The sequence below is a fragment of the Beijerinckia sp. 28-YEA-48 genome (assembly GCF_900104955.1).
In the GTDB taxonomy this organism is placed as follows: domain Bacteria; phylum Pseudomonadota; class Alphaproteobacteria; order Rhizobiales; family Beijerinckiaceae; genus Terripilifer.
This window is the reverse complement of sequence record NZ_FNSI01000002.1, coordinates 397205-416988: the sequence shown is the minus strand read 5'-3', so window position 1 is coordinate 416988 and position 19784 is coordinate 397205. Positions and strand designations below refer to the sequence as shown.

Sequence of the window (19784 nt, the reverse complement as noted above, 5' to 3'; positions counted from 1 at the left end):
TATGACATTGGTGAGCCCGGTTGAAATTCAAGGCAAACCGACGGAAGTGAGCAGGGGCCTACTCGCGAGGCTGCCTTTCGATCCGTTCACGGCCATTGCCGGCACGATTGTCGTCGGGTCCTGCGCCGTCGTTCTAGGTCTGGTCGGTATTGTCGGCTGGCTGAGCCTGGTCGAGGGCCTGCCCGGCGATGCCGACAAAGCGTTGTCGCTAGCCAACTACCATAAGGTCTTCGAGGACCCGTTCGTTCTAACTGTTCTTTGGAACACGCTGCAGTTCTGCTTCGCGACGCTCGTCGTGGCCATGCCGCTCGGGCTGATCGGAGCCTGGCTGGTGGAGCGAACCGACTTTTCAGGAAAAACCGTCCTCTTGTCGCTGATGAGCATCGGCCTGCTGATCCCGGGTTTTGCCTCGGCCATGGGGTGGCTCTATCTGCTGCATCCGCGCATTGGCGTGGTGAATACGTGGCTGCGCGATCTCTTCGGGTTGGTCGAATCGCCGTTCAACATCATGACCATCGCCGGCATGGGTTGGGTGCAAGGATTGAGCCTGGCGCCGCTCATCTTCGTTATGACGGCGGCGGTGTTTCGCGCCATGGATCCTTCCCTCGAGGAAGCCGCGAGCACCCACGGGGTGAAGACGTGGCGCGTGATAATGAAAGTTACGCTGCCGCTCGCCTGGCCTGGTATTCTGGCGGCGGCCATCTATGTCTTTGTGATCGGCTTTGCGGCATTCGACGTGCCAGCGGTGCTCGGTTGGGGCAATCGCATTTTTACCTTCAGCACTTTTCTGCTGTCGGTGATCAATGGCAGTGAAGGCCTGCCGCGCTATGGTCTGGGAGCGGCTCTGAGTGCTGTCGTAATCGTTATCGCCGGCCTGCTCGGCTATCTCTATTCCCTGATGCAACGCAAGGCATACCGCTACACGGTCGTCACCGGGAAAGCCTATAAGCCGAAACTGATTGAGCTCGGTCGGTGGAACATCGCTGCCTGGACCGGTGTCATTCTCTACTTCTGTTTCAGCAAGCTGGTGCCGCTGGTGCTGCTCGTTTATGCTTCTCTGTTACCTTTCTTCCAGTTTCCGAGCCTGCGCGCCTTCAAGGCGATGTCCCTGAACAATTATTATTCCGTGCCATGGGGGCTGGCGACGGAGGCGCTCGGCAATACATTGATCCTGATGGTGCTGACGCCGACGATTACGCTCGTCATCAGCGTTGCTTTCTCCTGGATCGTACTCAAGACACGCGCGCCGGGTCGCAAGACGGCGGACTTCATCGCCTTTCTCCCCCATGCGGTGCCGAACGTGATTTTTGGAATCGGCGCCCTTCTGGCGGCGCTCTACCTGCTGCAATCCTTCATTCCAATCTACGGCACGATCTGGCTTATTCTGCTGGTCTTCGTCGTGGCGCGATTGAGCTACGGCACGCGTATGACCAACAGCGGTCTGATTCAGATCCATAAGGAATTGCAGGAGGCGGCCCAGATCAGTGGTGCGACGGGATTTGGCACTTTCCGTTCGGTGATCCTGCCGTTGCTGTCGCCGACACTGATGTATGCCTGGTTGTGGATCGCCTTGCTGACCTATCGCGAGCTGACGCTTGCTGTTGTGGTGTCGAGCTCCGGCAACGTCACGCTGCCGGTCGTCGTGTGGTCGCTATGGTCGAGCGGCGGATTAGGCCGCGCATCGGCGCTGGCCGTCATCAGCATGCTGCTCGTTGTTCCCCTGATCGTCATCTACTGGTTCATCGCCAAACGCCGCGGCGCGCTCTCAGCCTGAGAAGTATCATGTTGGAAATCAAGGATCTCGAACTGACTTATCGCTCGGCCCAAGGCGCATTCTATGCTGTGCGTAAGGTCAATTTGCGTATCAATCGCGGCGAGCTCTACACGCTTCTGGGGCCGAGCGGTTGCGGCAAGACAACGACTTTGCGTTGTGTTGCTGGCCTGGAGCGCCCCGATTCCGGTGAAATCCTGATCGACGGCAAGAAGGTGTTTTCTTCGCAAGACGGCATCTGGGTGCCACCGCATCAGCGCCCCATCGGCATGGTGTTTCAGTCCTACGCGATCTGGCCGCATATGTCCGTGTTCGAGAATGTCGCCTTTCCGTTGCGGCAGGGTGTAGAGAAGGTTGGTAAGAAAGAAGTCCGTGACAGGGTCATGCAAGCCCTGTCGACCGTACATCTTGATCATCTCGCTGAGCGGCCTGCACCGTTTCTCAGCGGCGGCCAACAGCAGCGGCTCGCTCTGGCGCGTTCTCTAGTCAAACAGCCGAAAGTTTTGCTGTTGGATGAGCCGCTTTCCAATCTTGATGCCAAGCTGCGCGAAGAGATGCGACTCGAGATTCGCAGTATGATCGAGCGGCTTGGAATCACCACCCTGTTTGTCACCCATGAGCAGATCGAAGCGCTCAGCATGTCAGATGTGGTGGCGGTGATGAACGAGGGCAATATCATGCAGGAGGCCTCGCCCAAGGTCATTTACAGCGCCCCAACATCGCCTTTCGTGGCGTCCTTTATCGGCAAGAGCAATGTCTTTGGCGCTACGGTGGAATCCGAAGCAGCGGGGGAAGCCGTTGTGGCCTCGACGATCGGTCGTCTGCGATGTCAGGCTCCTTTTGCTGTCAAAGTAGGTGATCAGGTGATGGTCTCGGTCCGGCCTGAAGACATCGAGATCGGCGGCTCGATGGATCGAGGCAACAACATCGTTCAAGGTCTATTGGGACAGGCCGTTTTCATAGGCGATGCGCTGGAGTGTGCCGTCAAGATCGATGGCACAGATCTACGCATCAAAACATCGCGAGAGGCTGATCTTGTGATTGGCGCGCCGGTGTCTCTGACGATCGCCTCCAACCATTGCCGGCTGATGCGGCCGAACTGACGTCCGGAAAGGTCCGTTATGGGAGAACAGAAATCGTCCAACGCTGCATTGAAGCGGGACATCGCCGAACCGAGTGATAACACGGCCATAGGCTGGGGAAGCGACGTTGCGGCGGAAATGCTGCGACGGATCGGCGTGCGTTATGTGACCCACAATCCCGGATCCAGCTTTCGTGGCCTGCATGACAGTCTGGTCAACATGCTTGGTAATGATGATCCGACCATGCTGCTCTGCCTCAATGAGAATCAGGTGATTTCCATTGCGCACGGCTACGGCAAAGTCACGGGCGAGCCGATGGCCTGCATCCTGCATGCCAATGTTGGCCTGTTGAACGGTGCCATGGGCATCTTCAATGCCTGGGCCGATCGGGTGCCGGTCTATATCGTCGGTGCTGGCGGCCCCGCCGATGCCGAACGCCGGGTGCCGTGGATCAACTGGCTGCATACGTCGCGCGATCAAGCAAGCTATGTCCGTGGCATTACGAAGTGGGATGACGAGCCGCGCTCGGTCGGTGCCCTGGTCGAGGCCATGTATCGCGCCAATATCATCGCCCGTACCGCGCCGAAGGGCCCGGTCTATATCTGTCTCGACGCCGCCTTGCAGGAAGATGCCTTGAACGAGCAGATTGATCTGCCGCCGGCTTCCCGTTTCCTACCGGCTGACGCACCGGTTCCTTCACCGGAATCGATCGAGCAAGCCGCTGATCTGCTAATCGCGGCGCAGCAGCCCGTCCTGCTCATGGGGCGCGTTTCGCGTAGTCGTGCCGACTGGGACAATCGCGTTCGACTTGCCGAACTGCTAGGTGCTGGTGTCGTGACCGATTTGAAGACCGCGGCAGCATTTCCCTGTGATCATCCGCTGCATCGCTGCATCGGCTACCATTTCCGCACGGCGATCGATCACGTGAAATCAGCAGACGTGATCGTCGCGCTCGATTGGATCGATCTTGGCAGTGCGATGAAAATGCTGCCTGCTGGAGAACGTCAAATCATCAGCGCTTCGGTCGATTCCTACGTCCACAATGCTATCAATATGGATTGTTACGGATTGGCGCCATGCGATCTCCCTTTCCAAGTGGAGCCGGACGTCTTTGTCCGGCATCTGCTGCCGATCCTCGAAAAAAAGCTCGCGGGCAAGAGCCGCTCGCCACTGGGCGCTGCTTTGAAACCGGCGGTCCGTCCGGCAATGACGGCCGGGGCGGAAGTGGAGCTCGAGGACATCGGCTGGGCGCTTCAGGAGGCGAGGGCGCTTCATAAGATCACTTTGATGCGCACGCCGCTCGGCACATCCCCGGACGTCTGTCATTTCGCCGATCCAATGGATTATCTGGGCAACGATGGTGGAGCTGGCGTCGGTTCGGGACCGGGCAACACGATCGGTTGCGCGCTTGGTTTGATGGACAGCGATCGGGTCGCCGTTGGCGTCATCGGCGATAGCGATTTCATCCAGGGTGCGACGGCTCTGTGGACGGCGGCGCATTACGGAATTGCCGCTCTGCTGATCGTCTCCAACAATCGGTCGCATCTCAACGACGAGCTGATCCAGATTCGCGTCGCCAAGCAACGCGGCCGGCAACCGGCCAATGCTTGGATCGGCCAACGCATGGAAGATCCGGCCGTCGATATTCGTAAGATCGCCGAAGGCTATGGCGCGGAAGTGATCGGGCCGGTGGAGACCACTGAAGCTTTGAGGCTGGCCGTTGAAAAGGGCTTGGCCCTCGTCAAGTCCGGCAAGGTGTGCGTGATCGACGTTCATGTGGCCGCAGGCTCGCCGTCACGGCTGGCGGAATATAAGCCGGAGCGCGAGAAGGCCTCCTGACGGCTGGGTTGCTCAAAAATAGTGGAAATCGATGGGTTCCGTCATGACAGAACGATGCTTGCTGACTTTCGGCTTCTCCAGATACGTGCGCGGCTTGGTCGGTGCCTTAGGATTGGCGACCGGCTTCGCAGCGTCGACTGCGCCGGCGTTGGCACAGGCCGATCCGCCCGCCGTTCAAGCACTGGTCGAACAGGCAAAGAAGGAGGGCACGTTACGCCTTTCCTGGGGGGAGGCGACTTTAGGTGGCAGTGGCCTAGCGCGCCAAATGGTGGCGCGGATGAACAAGCGCTATGGCACCAATATTGAATTGCGGTTCACGCCGATCGAGGCCTTGGCGCGCATCGCGTCGCAATTGCTGGTCGAATTCCAATCGAACCAGCCGGCTTTCTCCGATCTCTATATGGGCACGGCCGCTCAGCTGGTGCCGTTGCTTGATCGCAAGATGTTCCTGCCGATCGCTTGGACGGAACTGGCGCCAGGCCGTATTACAACGCAGATGATCGATGCCGACGGGACATCCCTCAAGGTGGTCACCGGCCTGACTGGCGCTCTCTACAATACTGATGCGACCAAGCTGCCCCCAAAAACTTTCTTCGATTTTCTCAAGCCGGAGTGGAAGGGGAAGGTCGCCACCACGGTCTTTGGCGCCGGGTTCGATGGTCTTGCCGCCAATGGCATGTGGGGGCCTGAAAAGACCCTGCAATATGTCCGCGATCTCGCGCCACAGATCGGAGGCTTCATCAATTGCACCGATACCGAGCGCGTTGCCGTTAATGAATTCTCCGCCTTCGTCCTTGATTGCGTCGGCGATAAGCTGACCATTTTCCAGGAGAAGGGTGCACCGCTCGACATCGTATTGCAGCCCGACGCAACGGCGCGGCGCTATTTCTACTTCCAAGTGCCACGTCATGCACGCAGCCCGGCATCAGCAACACTCTTCACGCTTTTCGCCCATAGCGTCGAAGGCCAGAAAATGCTGTGGGACGAGGCCAAACTCGATCTGGCGCTCTATTCCGGATCACAAATGGCCAAGCTGATCGCCAAATATGAAGCAGCTGGCGTTAAATTCACCGATGTGACGATCCCCTGGTGGCAGGCCCATCCAGAGATTGGGCCGACCGTCGAGCAGATCGTCAAGATTCTCGCTCAGGCTAAACGTTGAGTGTTCGATCTCTAAAAACCTTACCAATTCGGGAAACGTCTATGTCGCGCTTATCACTTTCATTTTGTACTGGCCCCTACGACAGGATGGCCGCGATCCACGACGGTGCTGTTGCGATTGATGGGATTGATCTGATCCCCATGGCGGTGCAGCAGCCGATGGAAGTTTTCGCGCGCATGCTGCAGAATCAAGAGTTCGACATTTCCGAAATGTCGCTAACTCATTGCTATGCCCTGCGGCAAAACGGCAAGGCGCGCTTCTTCACCGTGCCGGTATTTCCGTCGCGGATGTTTCGTCATTCCTACATCTTCATCAATCGCCATAAAATCAAGACGCCCCAGGATCTTGCTGGAAAACGCATTGGTGTCCAAGGTTTTCAGATGACGGCGGCCGTGTGGATCCGTGGCCTGCTGCGCCGCGAATATGGCGTGTCACTCCAAGACGTCGAATGGGTGGAAGGCGGAGTCAACGAGAAGGGTGTAGCCGGCGGGGAGGCGACAAGCTTCCATCCGAAGGGTCTCAAAGTTGCGCATGCGGGCAATACACGCTCGTTGAGCGATATGCTCGCCACAGGCGAAATCGATGCGCTGATTGGTGCGATCAAACCAGCTTCGCTACGCACGAGTCCAGACGTAGCGCGTTTATTCCCGAATTATCATGAGATCGAACGGAGCTACTTCAAAGATACCGGCATTTTCCCGATCATGCACGCCATGGTGATCAAGGATAGCGTTTATAAGGCCCACCCTTGGCTAGCCAACAATGTCTACAAGGCTTGCGAGCAAGCTAAAACTATTGCGTTGAACCGCGCGCGCTTTACCGGCGCCCTGCAGTTCATGCTCCCATGGCTCGACGAACATCTCGAAGAAATCCACGATCTTTTCGGTGGCGACGCATGGCTTTATGGGGTCGCGCGAAATCGTAAAGCCCTGACCGCGTTTAGTGACTATCTCGTCGAAGATGGGCTCCTCGCTAAGCCGATGACGCCGGAAGAGGTGTTCCTGCCTATCGATGGGCTTGCTGCGAAAGTTTAAAAATATTGAGGGCTTATAAACTGCCGACGTGATGGGGGTGGCGCGGATTGATTGTTAAGGACGGGAGCAGCGGCGATGCCCATAGTGGACGATCATCCTGCAATTGAAAACGATTGATCAAATTGTCTGTAGTTTATCCGGCATGATTGCGACTGGATTTACAAGCAGCGGGCAATCGATGGTGAGGCGCTTCTTCAATTTCGCTGTTCGATGTGTTCGCGCCTCGACGTCGGAACTGCTCATCAATCCGGTCTATGCGCTGGACAGCCTAGGGACTGGCTTTATATCGGCGGAGCTCACCTACAGTTCGGGGTGTCAGCGAGGCATCTGCTGAACAACCCTCTGTCACGGTGCAGGGTGGGCAAGCTATTGGCATAATTGATGATCTTAGCCCAATAAGTCCGCTCTCCGTCATTTTCCTTTCTGCCAGCATTTTACCCATCAAGCCGCTGTGGGTGCCATGCCGTTGCGTCACTGGATGGGATAGCTCCAACAGGGTCGGCTCGGGGCAAAAAGACCGCCAATAGAGCAAGTCACGAGTATCTTGTCGTGTAGCGACTAATGTTCGCTGGCGGGATGTCCAGATGGAGTGGTTGCTATTTCATTAACCAGATCGCAAGCGCCGACAACTAAGCTCGTCCACAGAATGGGAGCGATAGTGGATATGCCGGGCGTCGCGAAGTTCCGAGGGTATATAGAAATAGATCAGTTCCGTGCTGTTCCTCTGGTACCGACACGTGAAGATGGCCTGACCCTGCGGGATCTTACTCCAGCAGCAATGCTGCTCACAGTTGGGCTATTCGGGCTGTTGGCTGCAACGCTTTCGGCCGCGGAAAAAAGCGGACAATATCTGGTTGTCGCAGCGCCCTGGTCGAGCCTCGGCCAAACGATGAGCCTCGTCGGGATGGCCCACGGCGAGATCGTCGAGGCAGGTCGCTTCGAAAATGTCATCGTTGCAGCCTCATCGCGTCCCGATTTTGCGGACAACGCACGCCACGCCGGCGCCTGGCTTGTTCTTCCTTCGCCGCGTGTTTTCGGTTGTTTCGACTCGAAAACCGGGAAATTCGCCAAATGAGCACTGAGCTTGATCGCCTGCGTGTACGCTTTAGCCGCTTCCTCGTCTTCCTCCTGTGGGGTCATGTTCCAGTCCTTGGCGTAGTGGCCGAACTGACCGGACATTCCATCATAGCGGCGGTGGGTGCCGGTGCACTTCTCGCTGGAGCCTACCATCTGACCTACAGGCGTAACGGTATTGCGCCTGTGACTCGCTATCTTTCCGCAGTCGCTCTCGTTGGGGAGCCCGCGCTATTTTTGTTTCTGCTGAGCGGGCACGCTTGGCAGATGGATGCGCACATGTATTTCTTCGCGATGCTGGCGTTGACGATTGCCTGGTTTGATAGGCGCGCGTTGCTTCTGGCCGCTACTGCTATCGCGTTGCATCATCTCATTCTTCTCTTCTTGCTGCCTTACGCAGTCTTTCCAGGCGAAGGAAATTTGGCGCGCGTATTGCTTCACGCGGCCATTGTCGCGTTTCAGACCGCCGTTCTGGTGTGGGTCAGCAATATGGTCGTACAGAGCTTCGAGCGCATCAACCGTATGAGCGCGGAGATTTTGGTGCAGAACAAGGTGCTTGAAGAGCGCACGCGCGACGCAGAGGACGCCAATCGTGCCAAGAGTCTCTTTCTGGCCAATATGAGCCACGAAATCCGCACGCCAATGAATGCAATTCTGGGCTTTTGTCACCTATTCCAGCGCACAAATCTGAACCAAAAGCAGCACGACTATATCGCTAAAATCAATGGTGCGAGTGTCTCGTTGCTGCGCCTGATCAATGATATTCTCGACTTCTCAAAGAACGAAGCGGGCAAGCTGACGCTCGAAGAACGCTCGTTTGCTCTACGCGAATCGATCAGAAACCAAATTCACCTCGTTGCTGGCGATGCCAGTGCGAAGAGCGTGACGATAGAGACTCGGATCGACCCTGCAATACCGCAAATGCTGGTCGGAGACGAACTGCGCTTCAATCAGGTTGTGCTCAACTTGCTCAGCAATGCCGTCAAATTTTCCAAGAACGGAACTGTTATAGTCGCCGCGAATCTCATTGAAAGCGATGCTGCCAAAGCCACAATCCAATTGTCGGTGCGCGACACAGGAATCGGCATGACGCTGGAGCAACAAGCGTCGCTCTTCAGTTCATTCACCCAAGTCGATAGCTCAACTACCCGCCGTTTCGGCGGGACTGGTCTTGGTCTCGCTATTTCGAAGCAGATTGTTGAGCAGATGGGCGGACAAATTCGGGTCGAGAGCGAGGCGGGAGTCGGGAGTACTTTCACCTTTTATGTCGTCATGTCGCTCGATGACGGCGCGGAGGCGGCCACTGTTATGCCGTCGAAAGCTATTTCTCAGCTGCGTATCTTGATTGCGGATGACAATCCCGCCGCGCGACAGATCATCGAAGAGATTTTCCTCAATTGGGGAATGCCTGTGGATCTGGTGGCATCGGGGGCGGAAGTGATCGGTGCCTTGGAGAATGCTGGCAATGCGGGCCGGCCTTATGATCTCGTTCTTCTCGATTGGAAGATGCCGGTTATGGACGGCATGGAGACGATCAAGGTCATGCGTTCGAATCCGCGAATTCCCAAACTCCCAATTACGTTGATGATCACGGCCTATGGCACGGACGAGTTCATGGCTGAGATCGGCAAAACAGATATTGCCGCATTCCTAACCAAGCCAGTGCGCCCGCGCGCTCTACTCGATACGATGACCGAGTTGTTTCCTGAATTAGGCAAAGATCGCGCGGTTGCTACAGCCACCGAAGATGCGTTGCCTATGGTTGCCGCGCCGCTCAGAGGATTGCGCGTACTCTTGGTTGAAGACAATGAGATCAATCGCGAAATCGCGACCGAATTGTTGGTTGATGCCGGCTTGCAAGTTGATGTCGCCGAAAACGGACGAATCGCGTGTGAGCGGATGAATGAGCGTGGCTCGGATTACGCCGCCATTCTCATGGATGTGCAAATGCCGGAAATGGATGGTATCGAAGCTACCAGCGTCATACGTGAACACTGGTCGTATGATCGCCTTCCCATCATCGCCATGACCGCACATGCCTATGAGGAAGAGCGTCAACGCTGCTTTTCTGCAGGTATGAACGATCATATTTCCAAGCCGGTTGAACCGATTATTCTGGTGCAGGCACTCGATCGCTGGCTCAAAACGATGCATCGCAAAGCAGAGGAAAAGCCGAGTGTCTTGAATGGTGCTTCTCCGGCCAGCACTGACTTGCCCCTTGAACTTCCTCCATTTGGCATTGCGGCCGCGCTTAAACGCGTCAACGGCAAGACGGGACTGTTGCGCAAGCTGATCGTTAATTTTGGTGACAATTACGCTGAAGTCGCGCGCGATCTGAAGAGAATGATTTCCAACGGCGAGATGGCCGAGGCGCGACGTCTCGCCCATACGCTTAAGGGCATCGCCGGATCTCTAGAGCTTATCGATGTCCAGGCGATAGCAGCCGATGTCGAGAGAAAACTCGCACTGCAGAATGAGGATGAGATTTTCGATCGGATTGAGGCTTTAGAGCTGGCAATCGCACCTGCAATTGCGGCCGCACGGCAGATTGCCGCTCCGAAAGTGGCCGTTCCATCCATGATCAACAGAGCTGTCGATGTGGAAACGTTGGCCGCGGCGCGGGAAAGTCTGAAGGAGCAAATCAAACGCCGCAGCCTCAAAGCGCGATCAGCGTTCGGTAGCCTTGCTACTGTCATGGGTCTGTCGAGCGAGGAACGCGAGGGCCATCCGATCGGTCAGGCGCTTGATAGTCTCGACTACGATCGTGCGCTTACGCTTCTCGAGCAAGACATGGAAACCTCGCGTGAAAGAGAGAACCAGAAGGCGACGCTGGCATGATCAAAAGACCGACGATATTGATCGTGGACGACGAAATCTCCAATATCGAGATCATGAACGCCACTTTGGAAGACAACTACGAAATCTCTTTCGCTACCTCAGGTGAGCAAGCGTTGGAAATCGCTCGGGCCATTCTGCCTGACCTCATTTTGTTGGACATCTTGATGCCGGGCATGGACGGCTTCGAGGTCTGCGAACGCTTGAAGCGGGAAGCGTTGCTGGCCGATGTGCCGGTGGTCTTCACGACGGGGTTGGGCGATACAGAAGACGAGGTCCGAGGACTTTCCCTGGGGGCGATCGACTATGTTACTAAACCTATTCAACCCGTTATTCTGCGCGCACGTGTCGGTAATCATGTCGAACTAAAGCGCTTACGCGATCAGCTCGCCGAAATGGCGGTGGTCGATGCGTTGACAGGCCTTAGTAATAGGCGGCGCCTGGAACGGACGTTGGAAGTTGAAACCGCCCGGCTCGCTCGGACGGGGGACTGGCTTTCGGTAATCCTGCTGGACATCGATTTTTTCAAGCAATTCAACGACACTTACGGCCATCCAGCTGGTGATCGATGCATAGCGATGATTGCAGCGGCTCTCAATCGAGCCGTCAAGCGTGCCTCCGATCTGTCAGCCCGCTATGGCGGCGAGGAGTTTGCCTGTGTCCTTCCAGGCGCCGACGCTGACGCGGCGATGACGGTGGCCCGTGAAATCCAGATCCAAGTCGAAGCACTAAACATACCGCATGAGAGTTCGGCTGTTAGCTCCTATGTCACCATCAGTGTGGGCGTAGCCAGTGCACAATGCGCGCCAGAAATGTTGCCCGACCTGTGGGTGGCTCAGGCAGACAACCAGCTCTATCAGAGTAAGGCTGCCGGGAGGAATCAGATCAGGGGTATCATATTTGGCGAGCTGGTCCCGTCCATTTTGTCTGACGGCCCGCTGACTGATCGCGTTAGGCGCGATCGCGCATGATTAACAGGTCATCGGGAGTCTCAGACCATTGAGCGACGTTATCCGCTCAACGAGGAGCCGAATGCTTCGCAGATAGGAAGAGGGCGAAGACGTTTAAAATTTTCGCTCCAGCCAAGCCGCCGTCTATGTTCGTTTTATTCGCCCGTGGTTGATCATCGTCCAAGCAGATCCTTTACAGCGATTTCATGAGTGCGGTGAGAGCTCCGGTCATGCCGGGAAACTCTTTGCCCAGACCGAAAGCGACGAATGGTATCGTCGTATTGACTATCTTTGTTTCGGCACTCTCTGCCATCCGGTTCGCCAATGACGGGCTCTTTTGTTCCTTATTGAGGAAATTTCTGCTGTCGCTTATAAGCGCACCTACTTTCTCGGGGCGATTGATAAAATTGAGGGGCGAAGATGCGGGCTGGGTTGGTCGCAATATCTATTTTGTTTGGATCATTCCTCATGACGAGCACGCACGCTGCGCCGAATTCGAGCGTGCGCCGAGGACAGCAGATGGCCAAAGCTAACTGCGCGATCTGCCATTCCATCGACAAGCGCTCGGAGAGCACCGATAAGGAAGCGCCGCCCTTTCGCGAGTTGAAAAATCGCTATCCGCTCGACAGTTTGGAAGAAGCGTTTGCCGAGGGCCTGTCCACATCCCATCCCCGGATGCCGATCTTCAAGATCGAGAACCCGCAGGGCATTAGCGACTTCATCAATTTTCTGAAAAGCCTGTAAGGGAACGCTAGGGCAGGGCGCGCGTCTGGAGGTCGCGTAGAGGATTCAGCGCTGCCTCATGATCATATTAAGGGACGGGCCAGAATCCAGTGGCCCTTATCGGCTCATTCGAGTGAGGCTGATGTATTTCAGGCGCCGCGACGCCTACACTGGCCAGTTCGAAAGAACGTGCTCGACAGCCCGCAATGCGATCGCATGCGTCGTGAATGTCGGATTGACCCCGGCCGACGTCGGGAACAGTGTGTTGCCCGCGATCATGACATTGGGAACTTCATGTGTGATTCCGTAGCTGTCGGTTACCGACGTATCAGGATCCGTGCCCATGATCGTTCCACCCATGAAGTGTTGATTGACGAGGGGGCTTGCCCATACTTCTGTCGCGGACGCCGCAGTTAAGATCGATTTTCCAACTGCCGAGGCGTGATTGTAGAGCGCCCGTTCATTGTCACTGAAAGCAATCGTCAGCCGTGACAATGGCAAGCCGAACTGATCCTTGTCGCTCGACAGCTCGATCCGGTTCTCTGGTCGCGGAATCATCTCGCCGACCATCTGGATGGCGGCGTAGTGCTTGGCCGCACGTTTCATCCACGGATCGAGGGCAGCTCCGTAAATATCGGGCCGCGACGCCGCGAGGCCGTTCAGTCCATTCGGCTTCATCGCTTGAGCCGCCAGCCACTGATAGCTGGCCAGATAGCCCTTTTTCGGATCCTTGGCATAATCATCCTGGGATACCATTAGACCGATGCTCACGCCCTGATGAGGCTCCGTTTCGTCCTCGAACAGGCCGGAGACGTTGAGCGTCGGGTGGACGAGAATGTACTTGCCGACCATGCCGTTGCGGTTCGAGAGCCCGTTCGGATGGGCGCCATTGGTCGAATTAAACATGATGCGCGGTGTCTGGCTGAGCGCGGCAAGGACGACAAGATCGGCGTACTGCGTCCGTAGAGCTCCCTTAGGGTCGACATATTCGACGCCCGTGGCGCGCTTGCCGTTCGACGTTGTCAACACACGGGTGACGCGTGCGTCGTTCACGAGCTTGGCGCCATGCTGGAACGCTTCATGCAGATAGATCGTCTGCGGGTTCGCGAGCGCTCCAATCGGGCAGCCAGCGTCGCACCAACCGTCGTATAGACACGAAGCTCGCCCCTTGTATTCGCTCGTATTGATCGCCACGGGGAGTGGCGCCGTCCGCAAACCGAGCTTATCGAAGCCGCGTTTGAGAACTTGTGCCGCCTGGAATGCCGGCAATCCTGGCATCGGATACGGATCGCCGGCCGGTCGCCAGACTTCAGCTTCCGCGTCACCCGCCATGCCGACTTCTGCCTGGATCCGGTCATAGTATGTGCGCAGATCCGAATAGGCGATCGGCCAGTCGTTACCCTGACCGAACGTCGATTTCATGTGGAAATCTTCTTCGTGCAGACGGAACCAGGCCGCGTAGTGATGCGCCGCCGTTCCGCCGGTCTGCGAACCGGTCGAGAAATAAGTGCGGATGGTCACCGGCTGCGTGACTTCAAGCTCCGCCATGCCGCCGCCCCAGTGCAGCGACCGCGCATAAATGTCGGAACTGATCATGTCGGGTGGCAGCACCGACCGTCCGCTTTCGAGGATGATGACCTTCTTGCCTTGGGCCGCCAGCTTCGCTGCGACGAGCGCGCCCGCGGCACCTGAGCCGACCACGACCGCATCGACATGATCATGGGTCTGCGCGCTTGTTTTGTTTTGTGTTGCAGTCGCCATTGTTGTCACCACGTCGTCTTTGGCATGATATGGGGCATGTACGGCATGTCCAACGCTTTGAAGCCGTCGGCGGAGCCGTAGACGACATCAACACCGTCGTTGCGCATCATCCCGTAGAAGACCGGTGAAGCCACCGCGCCAGCATCCCATGGCTTGATCGTTCCGGTCCGCAAAGCTTCGATGAACGTGTGTTGTGCATCAGGCGAAAGCGATAAAAACGGGCTGTTGCCCTGCGCCTTCATCGAAGATGCGAACGCAGCGAGAGCGCCGTGATAGTACGGCGCCATCGGCCCGCGTAGTTGCGCAAAGCGAAGCATCAGCCGAGGGGAGGGACTTGCAAGCTCATGATCGATGTAATGTGAGACGCCAGCGGCCCGCGCGCCCGGAACAAGCGCGTCCGAAAGGGACTCGACCGCGGCGACTTCGTCCGGAGACAGGATTTTAAAGGGAAGGTTTTTCGCCCGCGCTTCGCGCGGATTGAAGAGTGACAGGGGGGTGGCGACGGCCAACGACGCGCCGCTGACTTTCAACAATTGCCGGCGATCCATGAGGATAATGTCTCCCACAAAACCCGCAGCGGACGGAAACATCCGCCCCCTCAAGCCCAGACTTCTTTAGACTAGCTCTAATATTGGACGGAGAAAATGTTCCAGGCTAGCTCGCTGGAGCAACCCTGCAATGCATTGGGTATGCGCGCGGCAGCCATGATGGGAGCAGAGCTAACGGATGCTATCGACGCTCCCTCATCCGTGCATGCCGGAATTTCCACGAGGCTCATTGAAATCATATTGCTTCTGACGATCGCGGGATCCTCCGCGGGACGATTTCGAGCATTCTAATTACTGCGCTTCCGGCCGGCGCCCGCGAGGAGGCGTTGGCGGCGGGGTCGACAATTTCTGTACCAAACCGGTTGATTTCGATCGGATCGCCTCCAATCCTCTTTCACGCTCCAGATCACAACGCCCCAAACCGGCTGTTGACCTTCCAGTCACTGAAAGCACTAGCGTCGCCAGACATCATCAAGCGGTGTCGTCGCAGACGTCGCGCATTCTGACGACGAGGCGGTTAAATGACTAGGAAGTTCAAGATATTGCTCTTCACTTTAGCGGCCGTAGGCTGTGCGGTGTTTGTTTATCTCAATGGGATACCCGCCATCGTCAGCCAAACACTGACCTTGAGCGAAACTGGCAAGAGCGTGTCGATGACCCCGCGACCACCGCAGGTCCCGGTCGCCGAAGTCGTCACGCGGATGATCGCGCGATCGTCGGATTTTACCGGTGTCGTCGCAGCCACCAAAACGATCGAGCTACGGCCGCGTGTCGGCGGTATGCTTGAATCCGTCAGCGTGCCGGAGGGTGGCCTCGTTGAGCGGGGCCAGTTGCTCTTCCAGATCGACCCTCGTTCATTTGAGGTTGCGCTCCAGAACGCGGAGGCGCAACTGCAACGGGCCGAGGTTCTGCTTTCTCAATCCGAGACTGATCTCGACCGATCACAGCGGCTGCTCCCGACCGGAGCCATCTCTAGCAAGACCTTTGATGACGCCTTGTCCAGGAAGCGGGAGCGGCAAGCACAGGTGCTGGAGGCGAAGGCAGCAGTAGCTGCAAACAAGCTCAATCTTTCCTATTCCCGGGTGACCGCCCCGATCGCCGGACGTGTCGACAGGGTACTTGTGACGGAAGGAAACCTCGTCACCGGGGCATCCGGAGCTGCGGCGACATTGCTCACCACGATCGTGTCGGTTGACCCTGTATATGTCTATTTTGATATCGATGAAGCGACCTACCTGAGTTTTCTGAGCCAAATCCGTCCCGAGACCGTTGGGCGCAAAGGCACTTCATTCCCGGTGGAAGTCGGGCTGACCGCCGAGAGCGGCTATCCGCATACAGGCACCTTGGACTTCCTCGGGAATCGCATCGATCGTAGTACCGGGACGATCCGCGCCCGAGCTGTACTAGCCAATCCCGACGGCCGACTTACACCAGGGCTGTTTGCGCGGGTGAAACTTGCGACGAGCGCGCCCCGAGAGACCGTTCTCATCGATGACCAGGCGGTCGGAACCGATCAGGGACGCCGCTACGTCCTGGTGCTGGGGGCCGAAGACAAGGTCGAATATCGACCGGTTGAATTGGGCGCGATGAACCAGGGACTGCGCGTCGTTGCAAGCGGCCTCAACCCTGGGGACACGATCATCATTAAGGGGCTTGTCCGCCCTGGCATGCAGGTTATCCCGAACCGGATCGCGATGGCGCTCGATCTGCGTTCAGGTGGCGGCGTTGCCAATGGCGACACGCAGGAGGCCCGTCGATGAACCTGCCACGTTTTTTTATTAATCGTCCGATCTTCGCGATTGTCCTCTCGGCCCTCATGCTGATCGCGGGAGCGATAGCATTGTTTCGGCTCTCGTTGAGCGAATATCCGTCCGTCACCCCGCCGACCGTGCAGGTGACAGCCAGCTATCCGGGAGCCAACCCGCAGGTGATCGCGGAGACTGTGGCCTCGCCACTCGAGCAGTCGATCAATGGTGTCGAGGGCATGCTCTATATGAGCTCACAGGCTGCCACAGACGGCAGAATGACGCTCACCGTCACTTTCGCTCAAGGCACCGATCCCGACATTGCCCAGATCCAGGTGCAAAACCGCGTGTCGCGTGCGCTGCCGCGCCTGCCCGAGGAGGTTCAACGCATCGGCGTCGTGACCCAAAAGACGTCGCCCGATGTCCTGATGGTGGTGCATCTTGTATCGCCCGACAAACGCTATGACCCTCTCTATATCTCCAACTTTGTGACCCTTCAGGTCCGCGACTCAGTCGCCCGCCTACCAGGAGTCGGCGACGTCCTCATATGGGGCGCTGGTGAATATGCCATGCGCATCTGGCTGGACCCCGCCAAGATTGCCGCACGCGGACTAACCGCAAGGGATGTGGTCGCCGCCATTCGCGAGCAAAACGTCCAGGTTGCCGCCGGCTCGGTTGGCCAGCAGCCGTCCGATGCGGCCAGCTATCAGGTCACGGTCAATACGCTGGGGCGGTTGTCCAGCGAGGAACAATTCGGCGAAATAGTGATCAAGACGGGCGATGACGGGCAGATCGTGCGCCTGCGCGACGTGGCGCGGATTGGTCTCGGTGCTGATGCCTATGCGTTGCGTAGCCTGCTCGACGGTGAGCCGGCCGTCGCGATGCAGATCATTCAGCGACCCGGTGCAAATGCACTGGACGTCTCGAATGCCGTGCGGGCTGAGATGAAGCAGCTGCAACGAGGTTTTCCGGAGGGTCTGGAATACCGGATTGCTTACGATCCGACCGTTTTCGTGCGCGCATCCTTGGCGGCTGTCGTGCAGACATTGCTCGAAGCGATCATTCTCGTCGTCATTGTCGTTGTCTTGTTCCTGCAGACGTGGCGAGCTTCCATCATTCCGCTGGCGGCCGTGCCCATATCGCTTATCGGCACGCTTGCGGTAATGTATCTACTAGGCTTCTCCCTCAACACCTTGTCGCTGTTTGGGCTCGTTCTTTCGATTGGCATCGTGGTCGACGACGCCATCGTTGTCGTCGAGAATGTCGAACGGCACATCGGTCTTGGCGAAACGCCGAAGGAAGCGGCCCGCAAGGCGATGGACGAGGTGACCGCGCCGATCATCGCGATCACCTCCGTTCTCGCCGCGGTATTTATTCCGTCCGCATTTCTGTCGGGCCTTCAGGGAGAGTTCTATCGGCAGTTCGCCGTCACGATTGCGATCTCGACCGTTCTTTCGGCGATCAACTCGCTGACGCTTTCGCCGGCGCTGGCGGGCGTTCTCTTGAAGCCGCACGACGGCGGGTCAAGTCGCGATTGGCTCACCCGTGGCATCGATTTCGCCTTCGGCTGGTTCTTTCGCCTGTTCAATCGCTTTTTCGAGAGGGCCTCGAACGCCTATGTCGGCGCGGCACGGCGCGCCATCCGCATCAGCGGTGTGATCCTGGCACTTTATGCAGGACTTGTCGGAATGACCTGGATGGGGTTCCAGAGCATTCCGACCGGTTTCGTACCTGCGCAGGACAAATACTATCTCGTCGGTATTGCCCAACTGCCGTCTGGGGCATCGCTCGATCGGACGGAGGCTGCCGTCAAAGAAATGTCCAGGATCGCCATGGCGGAACCGGGCGTTGAAAGCGTCGTGGCCTTTCCGGGGCTCTCTGTGAACGGCTTCGTCAACCTGCCAAATGCAGCCGTCGTCTTCGCTATGCTCGATCCATTCGACCAGCGCAAGGATCCGTCGCTTTCGGCCAATGCGATCGCTGGACGGCTGATGGGCAAGTACAGCCAGATTCCGGACGGTTTCGTCGGCATTTTTCCGCCACCGCCAGTGCCAGGGCTCGGAACAATCGGCGGTTTCAAGCTCCAGATCGAAGACCGCGCCGGCCTGGGGCTTGAAGCTCTTGCCAAGGTGCAGGGCGAGATCATAGCGAAGGCTTCGCAAGCGCCGGAGCTCACCGGCATGATGGCGAGCTTCCAGTTGAACGCGCCGCTGGTTCAGGTCGATCTCGATCGGGTTAAGGCCAAAGCACAAGGTGTTCCGTTGACGGCCATCTTCGAGACACTGCAAGTCAATCTGGGCTCTTTGTACGCAAACGATTTCAACCGTTTTGGCCGCACCTATCGCGTGATCGTCCAGGCGGATGCGCCATTCCGCGCGGAAGTAGACGACATTGCGCGCCTGAAGGTTCGCAATGCCGCAGGCGAGATGGTGCCCCTCGCGGCCCTTGCGGCTGTCGTGACCAGTTCGGGACCAGACCGGGTGATGCACTACAATGGTTATCCCTCGTTCGATCTCACAGGAGGTCCGGCGCCGGGCTATTCGTCCGGACAGGCGACAGCGGCGATCGAGCGGATCGCGCGTGAGACGCTGCCTGCCGGCATGACATTCGAGTGGACCGATCTGACCTTCCAGGAGAAACAGGCTGGAAACACGGCGATGATTGTGTTTCCGCTCGCGGTCTTGCTGGCTTTCCTGATCCTGGCAGCGCAGTACAACAGCTGGTCATTGCCTTTCACGGTCCTGCTGATCGCGCCGTTGGCGTTGTTATCTGCCATCGTCGGTGTTTGGCTCTCGAATAGCGACAACAACATCTTCACCCAGATCGCATTTGTCGTCTTGGTCGGTCTTGCGGCCAAGAATGCCATTTTGATCGTCGAGTTCGCCCATGAAGAGGAAAAGAAGGGTCGCGCTCCTGTTGCAGCTGTGCTCGAAGCGGCACGCCTGCGTCTGAGGCCGATCCTGATGACGTCACTCGCCTTCATCGCGGGTGTCGTGCCACTGGTCGTTGCGACGGGAGCCGGTGCGGAGATGCGCCATGCCATGGGCATCGCTGTGTTCGCCGGCATGCTGGGCGTGACATTCTTTGGGTTGATCCTGACGCCTGTGTTCTACGTCGTCATCCGAAAGCTGGTGTTGCGGCGAGCCGCCAAATCCGGGGTCAACGCGGTGGCGGCTGTCGAAGGCGATCCCCTGGGCTAACGCGTGAAGCGCAAGAGACAATGCTGTGTTGGAGGCGGAGAGATGAAGCTCCGCCCCCGA

Annotated in this window: 13 protein-coding genes; 11 read left to right on the top strand and 2 right to left on the bottom strand. The window is 57.5% G+C overall.

Features of this window, described 5'->3' with window-relative positions; translation table 11 throughout:
* The first annotated feature begins 1 nt into the window (after window position 1).
* The 9 genes from BLW50_RS29790 to BLW50_RS29750 all read left to right on the top strand — a co-directional run bounded on the left by BLW50_RS29790 (window position 2) and on the right by BLW50_RS29750 (window position 12491).
* Window positions 2-1774, top strand: coding sequence for an ABC transporter permease (locus tag BLW50_RS29790; RefSeq protein WP_090710680.1), 1773 nt, complete (start codon window positions 2-4; stop codon window positions 1772-1774).
* An 8-nt stretch (window positions 1775-1782) separates the two neighbouring features.
* The gene (locus BLW50_RS29785) at window positions 1783-2874 is read left to right on the top strand and encodes an ABC transporter ATP-binding protein (protein ID WP_170850470.1); all 1092 of its coding nucleotides are present in this window, start codon (window positions 1783-1785) and stop codon (window positions 2872-2874) included.
* An 18-nt stretch (window positions 2875-2892) separates the two neighbouring features.
* On the top strand, window positions 2893-4692 hold the full coding sequence (locus BLW50_RS29780) for a thiamine pyrophosphate-binding protein (RefSeq protein ID WP_090710676.1): 1800 nt from the start codon (window positions 2893-2895) through the stop codon (window positions 4690-4692).
* A gap of 43 nt (window positions 4693-4735) precedes the next feature.
* A complete protein-coding gene (locus BLW50_RS29775; RefSeq protein WP_170850469.1) occupies window positions 4736-5854 on the top strand; it encodes an ABC transporter substrate-binding protein in 1119 nt (372 codons plus the stop codon).
* Window positions 5855-5895: 41 nt separating this feature from the next.
* Complete coding sequence (locus BLW50_RS29770; RefSeq protein WP_139267790.1) at window positions 5896-6888, top strand: ABC transporter substrate-binding protein; 993 nt, start codon at window positions 5896-5898, stop codon at window positions 6886-6888.
* Window positions 6889-7546: 658 nt separating this feature from the next.
* Complete coding sequence (locus BLW50_RS29765) at window positions 7547-7963, top strand: hypothetical protein (protein ID WP_139267789.1); 417 nt, start codon at window positions 7547-7549, stop codon at window positions 7961-7963.
* Entirely contained in the window at window positions 7960-10800 is a 2841-nt protein-coding gene (locus tag BLW50_RS29760; RefSeq protein WP_090710665.1) for a hybrid sensor histidine kinase/response regulator, read from the top strand. Before BLW50_RS29765 ends, BLW50_RS29760 begins: the two co-directional genes overlap by 4 nt.
* Window positions 10797-11768, top strand: a complete 972-nt coding sequence (locus BLW50_RS29755) for a GGDEF domain-containing response regulator (protein WP_170850468.1) — start codon at window positions 10797-10799, stop codon at window positions 11766-11768. The genes BLW50_RS29760 and BLW50_RS29755 overlap by 4 nt, the downstream gene beginning before the upstream one ends.
* 447 nt (window positions 11769-12215) lie before the next feature.
* The gene (locus tag BLW50_RS29750; protein ID WP_280141546.1) at window positions 12216-12491 is read left to right on the top strand and encodes a c-type cytochrome; all 276 of its coding nucleotides are present in this window, start codon (window positions 12216-12218) and stop codon (window positions 12489-12491) included.
* A gap of 144 nt (window positions 12492-12635) precedes the next feature.
* Here the strand turns inward: BLW50_RS29750 and BLW50_RS29745 are convergent, their stop codons facing one another.
* Both BLW50_RS29745 and BLW50_RS29740 read right to left on the bottom strand, forming a co-directional pair.
* A complete protein-coding gene (locus BLW50_RS29745; protein ID WP_090710661.1) occupies window positions 12636-14231 on the bottom strand; it encodes a GMC family oxidoreductase in 1596 nt (531 codons plus the stop codon).
* Window positions 14232-14236: 5 nt separating this feature from the next.
* The gene (locus BLW50_RS29740; RefSeq protein WP_170850467.1) at window positions 14237-14779 is read right to left on the bottom strand and encodes a gluconate 2-dehydrogenase subunit 3 family protein; all 543 of its coding nucleotides are present in this window, start codon (window positions 14777-14779) and stop codon (window positions 14237-14239) included.
* Window positions 14780-15300: 521 nt separating this feature from the next.
* Here BLW50_RS29740 and BLW50_RS29735 point away from each other — a divergent pair.
* Entirely contained in the window at window positions 15301-16539 is a 1239-nt protein-coding gene (locus tag BLW50_RS29735) for an efflux RND transporter periplasmic adaptor subunit (protein ID WP_090710657.1), read from the top strand.
* A complete protein-coding gene (locus tag BLW50_RS29730) occupies window positions 16536-19724 on the top strand; it encodes an efflux RND transporter permease subunit (RefSeq protein ID WP_090710655.1) in 3189 nt (1062 codons plus the stop codon). The genes BLW50_RS29735 and BLW50_RS29730 overlap by 4 nt, the downstream gene beginning before the upstream one ends.
* Window positions 19725-19784: the final 60 nt, after the last annotated feature.